Source organism: Lunatimonas sp. (genome assembly GCF_020832325.1).
In the GTDB taxonomy this organism is placed as follows: Bacteria; Bacteroidota; Bacteroidia; order Cytophagales; family Cyclobacteriaceae; genus Lunatimonas.
In genome coordinates this window covers 122,915-129,394 of the sequence record NZ_JAFIEU010000002.1, presented here as the reverse complement: position 1 = coordinate 129,394, position 6,480 = coordinate 122,915, and the positions used below count along the sequence as shown (strand labels likewise).

Sequence of the window (6,480 nt, the reverse complement as noted above, 5' to 3'; positions counted from 1 at the left end):
GTGCACATGCACCATCTCCGATAATGTGAGGTGGTAGTGAGGATAGGGAAGATGTCGAAACGCTGGCCTTGGCAAATACCTCTCCGCTAAAAACAGGCTCCTCATCGAAGACGAGCCTGTTATGGAGGGAGACAAGACTATTAATCAGAGGGAATCGATGATCAAATTAACTTGTAAATCCGTCCCCACCAACCGTGGTCTCAGCACTATAAGGAAAAAGGCCGTTTCTAATTACCACCTCCGTAATCTCCGGTTCAATCCACTGTTTCTTCATTTTTTGTCTGTTATTGTTAAAAGAAAAATTTGCCACTTGTTATCGCTTGAAACAAACAGTTAAAAGTAAATTCTTTTGGTGTTAAAATAAAGATACTTTGTTATTTTTTGATCGATCGAAAACCTGACAGACTAACCCCGAATAGACTAGTAAAGATCATTTCGCCATATCACTGCTCAACTCCTCCAGCTTAAAATGATACACAGGCTGATCCAGATCATTCCAATCCACCTGAATGATCCGGTAGGAAGCGAGATTTTCCACAGTAAGCCCGTGCACATGCACCATCTCCGATAATGTGAGGTGGTAGTGAGGATAGGGAAGATGTCGAAACGCTGGCCTTGGCAAATACCTCTCCGCTAAAAACAGGCTCCTCATCGAAGACGAGCCTGCTTTGGAAGGTGCCAGAACAATTAATTTGAGCGAACGACGATCAAATCAACTAGACACGTACACCCCAGACTCAAACCCTTCTTGCAGGGATCCACTATTAACGACCATTTGCTTCATTTCCGGGTCGATCCATTGTTTTCTTTCATTTTCCATGGTTAGCTGTTTTTCAGTTGGATAATTTAGACTTGGTGCATACCTTAGCAAGCTCCATGCACAAAAGTAAGCCATTTCCGGTTTATTTTCTGTCCGAAGTGAAACTTCTTCATGGAGTTGCTCCTGTAAAGATAATTTTACCTTCCGGACAGGGAATTTTTCGCTTTAGACGTATCTTTGGGCAGCAGGCCGAAAAGGTGATCGGGGCAAAGATGCCTAGCCTATACCGCTCTGCGAAGCACCGTTTTTGAAATATATCTTACGCCTACACTGTCATGATTCCTCAAATACCCGAAAACCCCTACATCCTACTCACACCAGGCCCCCTCAGTACCAGCAAGACCGTACGTGGCGCCATGACCCGTGACTGGTGCACCTGGGACGAAGATTATAAGCAGATCGTCCAAAAAATCCGTGAGGAACTTCTGGCCCTGAGCGGTGGTGGGGCGCGCTACACCACGGTGCTAATGCAGGGCAGCGGGACCTTTGCGGTGGAATCAGTCATGTGGACCTGCCTCAAGCCCGACAGCAAAATACTGGTACTCTCCAACGGTGTCTATGGCAAGCGCATGGGCAAGATTGTGAGCATGATTGGTGCCAAGCACCGTATCCTTTCTTGGGAAGAAGGCCAACAGCCGGACCCTAAACTAGTAGAAGAAACGCTCCAAGCCGACCCGGAGATCACCCATATCGGCATGGTCCACAGCGAAACCACCACCGGCATGCTCAACCGCTACGAACCACACGCCCGGCTGGCCGAGCAGTATGGAAAAATCTTCATCTTGGACGCCATGAGTAGCTTTGGGGGGATTCCACTGGACATTACCTCCCCGAAGGTAGACCTACTGATCAGCAGTGCCAACAAATGTATCCAAGGTGTGCCGGGTTTTGGCTTTGTATTGGCACAAAAAGAAGTGCTGCAAAGCTGCAAAGGTAACTCCAAAAGCCACTCCCTAGACCTATACGATCAGTGGGACGCGATGGAGCAGGACAAGGGCAAATGGCGCTTCACCTCGCCCACGCATACGGTAAGGGCCTTTTTGCAGGCCATAGCGGAGTTGCACGAGGAAGGTGGCATTTCCGTGCGCCACGAGCGGTACTGGGCAAACCACCATGCACTGCTCAAAGGCATGCAGGCCGTCGGGATCGAGCCTTTTTTGAAAGCCGAAGACCGCTCCCCCATCATTACGGCCTTTGTAGAGCCCGAAAGCCCTACATTTAGTTTTGGCGAGCTGTACGACAGGCTAAAAGCGGAGGGGTTCGTGATCTATCCCGGCAAAGTGTCCCACGCAGCCACCTTTCGGGTAGGGCATATAGGACATGTCTTTCCGGAGGATTTTGAGCGACTGGGGCAAGCCTTGCAGAAGATCAAGTTTTGGTAGGAGTCGGAATTTAGCCGTATATTGACGGTATAAACCGACCCATTATGAACCGAAGGAACTTCTCGAAAAAAGCCTTGGCAGCGTCGTTTGCCCTCGGCATTGGATCCCATCTCACAGCCTGGGGCAAGGCAGCACCCATTTCCCTGCGACTGGGAGGGCCTATCTACCAAAAATATACCGATCCGGAAACCTGGATCCAAGCGGTAAAAGCCAAAGGATACCGAGCAGCATACTGTCCTGTAGGTCTAGGTGCCAAAACAGAGGAAATAAAAGCCTACGAAGCCGCTGCAAAGAAAGCGAACATCGTCATCGCGGAAGTGGGTGCCTGGAGCAATCCCATCAGCCCAGATCCCGAAATGGCCAAAGCAGCCTACCAAAAATGCGTGGATTCCCTGGCACTGGCCGACGAGATTGGCGCCAACTGCTGCGTGAATATCAGCGGTTCCAAAAATCCGGTACACTGGGCTGGTCCCCATGCGGATAATCTTACTTCGGAGACCTTCGAACAAATCGTGGAGGTGACGCGCAAAATTATCCTTGACGTGAAGCCCAAGCGCACCTTTTTTGTGCTTGAACCTATGCCATGGACCTATCCGGACAGCGTGGATTCCTACCTTCAGCTGATCAAAGCCATTGCACATCCCCACTTTGGGGTGCACATGGATCCCATGAATCTGATCACCACCCCTACCCTCTTTTACCGCAATGCCGACTTGATACGCGACTGCTTCCGCAGGCTGGGACCCCATATCCGAAGCTGCCACGGCAAAGATATCGTCATGAAGGAAGATTACTACATGCCCCAGTTTACAGAGGTAAGGCCCGGACTGGGTGTACTGGATTACCAGGTATTTTTGAAAGAACTGTCCAAAATTCCCGAAATACCCCTTATGATGGAGCATTTGCCATCGGAAACAGAATACGACCTCGCTGCCGCCTATATCCGGTCAGAGGGCGAACAGGCCGGTGTCAATCTTTAGACCGCCAAAAAATACCCCTTAAGGAGCGCTTCAATGGCAACTAATACGATAAACGCCGTACCAAAGTACTTAATCACCCCCAATCGATTTGCCACGGCACAAAACCATAAGACGGTGACCGGGCGAATCATGCCGGACACCAGTGCGAGGAATGCTGCAAACGCCAAGACGCGTACCAAGTAGTAAATCGTTTCCAAGTGGTCGTAAAAAAGCGAAGAGGCAGCCTGCAGCTGCCTCTTGATGATGAAACTTATTTTTTACGTTTGATCTCTTCCATCTTGTACCCTTCAAAGGTATCTCCCACTTGTATGTCGTTGAACCCTTTGATAGACACACCGCATTCGTAGCCGGATCTCACTTCGGAGACATCGTCCTTGAAGCGTTTCAGTTGATCGATATCACCGTCGTGGATTACAATACCGTCCCGAATCACTCGGATTTTGTTCTTTCGGTTCATCACCCCGTTGGTGACATAACATCCCGCCACGGTACCGATTTTGGAGATCTTGAATACCTCCCGTACTTCGATGTTTCCGGTGATTACCTCTTCAAACTCAGGCTCCAACATCCCCTCGATGGCATCCTTGATCTGATTGATGGCATCGTAAATAACCGAGTAATGCCGGATTTCGATCTCCTCTTGCTCGGCTAGCTTTTTCGCATTAGCCGATGGCCTCACCTGGAATCCCAAGATAATGGCGTCTGAGGCAGAAGCCAACAATACGTCCGACTCGGATATTTGACCCACCCCTTGATGGATGATATTTACGCTGACTTCGTCTTTGGAGAGCTTCAGCAAGGAATCCGAAAGGGCTTCCACCGATCCGTCCACGTCACCCTTGATGATGATGTTAAGCTCTTTGAAGCTTCCAATGGCCAATCGTCTGCCGATCTCGTCGAGTGTGATGTGCTTCTTGGTACGGAGACTTTGCTCCCGCTGTATCTGTTCCCTAGAGTTGGCAATTTCTCTAGCTTCACGTTCCGTATCGTATACCTTAAAGATATCTCCCGCCTGAGGGGCTCCGCCGAGGCCAAGAACCTGCACCGGGGTAGAGGGTCCTGCTATTTCAACTTTTTGCCCCAAATGGTCAAACATGGCTTTTACGCGGCCATAATGCTGACCGGCCAAGATTACATCCCCCACTTTGAGGGTACCGGCCTGAACCATGATGGTGGACACGTAGCCCCTTCCCTTATCCAGAGAAGCTTCCACCACGGTACCTACCGCATTCTTATTCGGGTTTGCTTTCAACTCCAATATCTCGGATTCGAGCAATACTTTTTCGAGAAGTTCGTCTATACCCAACCCGGTCTTGGCAGAGATTTCTTGAGATTGGTATTTCCCACCCCAATCTTCTACCAGCAGGTTCATGTTTGCAAGCTCCTCCTTGATTTTCTCCGGTCTGGAGTTTGGTTTATCCACTTTGTTAATCGCAAAGATCATCGGAACTCCCGCCACCTGAGCGTGGTTGATGGCTTCTTTGGTCTGAGGCATCACGTTATCGTCAGCGGCAATCACGATGATCGCTACGTCGGTAATCTTGGCACCCCTGGCCCGCATGGCCGTAAAGGCTTCGTGACCCGGTGTATCCAAAAAGGCAATTTTATGACCCGTATTCGTCATCACATCATAGGCGCCGATGTGCTGGGTGATACCTCCAGCCTCTCCATGAGTCACTTTCGACATTCGGATATAATCCAGCAAGGATGTTTTACCGTGATCTACGTGTCCCATGATGGTCACGATCGGTGCCCGCTCTTCGAGTTCCTCGGGGGAATCCTCCGTTTTGATTACATTTTCCTCTTCATCCGCTTTGGTGAACTCCACGTCGTAGTTAAACTCGTCGGCAATGATTGTAATCGCCTCGGCATCTAAGCGTTGATTGATGGATACGAACATCCCCAAGGACATACATACCGAAATCACTTCGTTTACCGAGACATCCATAAGCGATGCCAAATCGTTGGCAGAGATAAACTCTGTCACTTTGAGTATACGTGTATCCTCTACATACTCCTCTACTTCCTTGTTGCGCTCCAGTCGTTTATCGCGACGGTTCTTACCTTTTCCACCGCCCTTGGATCCTCCTTGGAGACGGGCAAGGGTTTGCTTGATCTGCTCTTGGATTTCCTTTTGGGTAGGCTCAGCTTTCTGGTACCTGCCAGTTCCGGCACCTCCACGGGCGGGAGGTCGATTGGCGTTACCTCTTGCACCTGGCGCTGGTCTTCTGGTACCCGCCGCGCTTCGTGCCTGTGCTGCGGCATCTCCGGCAGCAGGGGCTTCGCCCGGCTTTTGCTTTTGGTCGATGCGCTTTCTTGGACGCTTTTTCTGGTTCTTGCTGCCGCGCTCATCCGACGAGGCTACCGGCTTGGATTTCTTCTTTGGCTTGTCTACCGGCAATTCAATTTTGCCTAAAACGGTTAGCCCTTTGAGGGAATCGGCCTTGGCCGAAATCACTTCGTTTTGGTTGCTTGTTTTCTCTGATGGATTCACGGGTGTATTCGGTTCTCCATCAGAGGGTTGATCCACCTTTTGGGCGGTACTGTCTTTTGGAGTGGCTGGCGTTTCCTTCGACTCTGTAGCAGGCTTTTCCACTGGTTTTGGAACAGCGGGGGTTTCAGCAGCGGGTGGCTGCACTACCGGAGCGGGTTTTGGGGCTTCTGATTGTTTGGGAGGTTCTGGCTTAGGTGGCGCTGATTCTGTTTTCGGAGCTATAGGGGCTTCCACTTTCGGCTCAACCTTTTCGGGTTTCGGAGCTACTGGTGCGGGCGTCGGGGCCGTACTTTCCACCTTGGGCTTTACTTCCTGCTCTACCGGCTTCTTCGCATCGAGGTCGATTTTTCCGACCACCTTGATGCCCTGTAGCTTGGGAGCTTCAGATGCGACTTTCTCTGCCTCTTCCTTGGTCGCAATAGGTTGTACCGGTTCAGGTTTCTTCTCCACCTTTTCGGCAGGTTTGTCAGGGATTTCCTGCTTTTTGGGCTTTTCGGGCTCAATTTCAGATTCAGCCTTGATCACTATGTTCTCGCCGTGGCGTTTACCAATAGATAGATGAGCGGCCTCCTCTTTGTCTTGGGCAGAGGACTTAAACTCCTTGGCAAGCATATTGAAATGCTCCAAGCTTATTTTGGAGTTTGGATTCCCTTCTACCTCAATGCCTTTTTTTGCCATAGACTCCACGATGGTTGACATACCCACGTTGAGTTTTCTGGCAACTTGGCCCAATCGCATCATTTTTTCTTCTGACATACGCTAAACCTATTCCTAATAATTTTAATGTTCTGCAAATATAACCCC

General features: G+C 50.0%; 6 protein-coding genes. 3 read left to right on the top strand and 3 right to left on the bottom strand.

Annotated features, from left to right (window positions below; genetic code table 11):
- Positions 1 to 430: 430 nt before the first annotated feature.
- Positions 431 to 652, bottom strand: coding sequence for a hypothetical protein (locus JJU34_RS00725; protein ID WP_228690385.1), 222 nt, complete (start codon positions 650 to 652; stop codon positions 431 to 433).
- Between the two features lie 224 nt (positions 653 to 876).
- On the opposite strand from JJU34_RS00725, the gene JJU34_RS00720 reads away from it, so the two are divergent.
- The 3 genes from JJU34_RS00720 to JJU34_RS00710 are packed head-to-tail and all read left to right on the top strand — an operon-like array spanning position 877 to position 3,182.
- A complete protein-coding gene (locus JJU34_RS00720) occupies positions 877 to 1,071 on the top strand; it encodes a hypothetical protein (RefSeq protein ID WP_228690383.1) in 195 nt (64 codons plus the stop codon).
- A 24-nt stretch (positions 1,072 to 1,095) separates the two neighbouring features.
- Positions 1,096 to 2,202: a 2-aminoethylphosphonate--pyruvate transaminase gene (phnW, locus tag JJU34_RS00715; protein WP_228690382.1), complete on the top strand. Its 1,107-nt coding sequence runs from the start codon at positions 1,096 to 1,098 to the stop codon at positions 2,200 to 2,202.
- 44 nt (positions 2,203 to 2,246) lie between these two features.
- On the top strand, positions 2,247 to 3,182 hold the full coding sequence (locus JJU34_RS00710; protein WP_228690381.1) for a TIM barrel protein: 936 nt from the start codon (positions 2,247 to 2,249) through the stop codon (positions 3,180 to 3,182).
- Here the strand turns inward: JJU34_RS00710 and JJU34_RS00705 are convergent.
- Positions 3,179 to 3,379: a hypothetical protein gene (locus tag JJU34_RS00705; protein ID WP_228690380.1), complete on the bottom strand. Its 201-nt coding sequence runs from the start codon at positions 3,377 to 3,379 to the stop codon at positions 3,179 to 3,181. The genes JJU34_RS00710 and JJU34_RS00705 overlap by 4 nt on opposite strands.
- Positions 3,380 to 3,432: 53 nt before the next feature.
- The gene (infB, locus tag JJU34_RS00700) at positions 3,433 to 6,432 is read right to left on the bottom strand and encodes a translation initiation factor IF-2 (RefSeq protein WP_228690379.1); all 3,000 of its coding nucleotides are present in this window, start codon (positions 6,430 to 6,432) and stop codon (positions 3,433 to 3,435) included.
- Positions 6,433 to 6,480: the final 48 nt, after the last annotated feature.